General features: G+C 38.8%; 1 pseudogene. It reads right to left on the bottom strand.

The features are described from left to right. Positions 1 to 277: 277 nt before the first annotated feature. Positions 278 to 369 (bottom strand): annotated as a pseudogene (locus FD47_RS16025) (plasmid replication initiator protein A); the annotation flags it as partial.

Below are 369 nucleotides of genomic sequence, written 5' to 3'. Positions count from 1 at the left end.
TACGCGTTTCTTTTCCTTAACTGCCATGATTGTCTCATCTCCTTTCTTTTACTACTACAATTATACTACCTTTTGAGTACCTTATCAATAGATAAAGCCTTGGCCTCAAATCACTTGAGCTTGGCGTTGATCTAAAGGCTGAACTTTTGAGCTGGTTAGCTCTGGCACTCATTTAAAAGCCCCTATTCTTCTGTTTAAGCCATTTAAATCTAACTTGAGTATAAAGATGTTAGTAAGTCTTAAAACTGTTTAGAAAGGATTTTGTAGCCTTTTAGGACTAGTAGTACAACCCACTGTTATCGTTGTCGGCCGACTTTTCTTCTTCGGGGTGTTTGGCAGCATATTCTCTAGCCGCTTGTTTATTCCACC

This window comes from Lentilactobacillus parafarraginis DSM 18390 = JCM 14109, assembly GCF_001435895.1.
Classification (GTDB): Bacteria; Bacillota; Bacilli; order Lactobacillales; family Lactobacillaceae; genus Lentilactobacillus; species Lentilactobacillus parafarraginis.
The sequence above is the reverse complement of the archived record's forward strand: the minus strand, read 5'-3'. Positions and strand labels throughout refer to the sequence as shown.